The organism is Bacillus cereus group sp. BfR-BA-01524, from assembly GCF_022662595.1.
In the GTDB taxonomy this organism is placed as follows: Bacteria; Bacillota; Bacilli; order Bacillales; family Bacillaceae_G; genus Bacillus_A; species Bacillus_A thuringiensis_S.
In genome coordinates this window covers 1-292 of the sequence record NZ_JAKUDW010000361.1, presented here as the reverse complement: position 1 = coordinate 292, position 292 = coordinate 1, and the positions used below count along the sequence as shown (strand labels likewise).

Below are 292 nucleotides of genomic sequence, written 5' to 3'. Positions count from 1 at the left end.
ACTTCGTTTTGTCCAGAAAAATTTCTTTTCAAAGCGTATGCATTTTGTAACGAAAGTGCAATGTTTTCTGCGAGTACGTTTTGTAACTAAAACGCATTCTTTTCTACGTGTCACTTTCGTAACAAACGTCCATTTTTGAACACGTACACGAGTACATTTCGTAACAAATGTCCATTTTTTTACATGCGTACATTTTGTAACGAAAGTACAATGTTTCACGCGAGTACATCTTGTTCTTGGACATTTACGCCCTGTAGTACATTTACAGTCTGTAGTACATTTATGATGAGAG

At 35.6% G+C, this 292-nt stretch carries 1 pseudogene; it reads right to left on the bottom strand.

The features are described 5' to 3' along the window. Positions 1–292 (bottom strand): annotated as a pseudogene (gene exsB, locus MR170_RS31475) (exosporium protein ExsB); the annotation flags it as partial.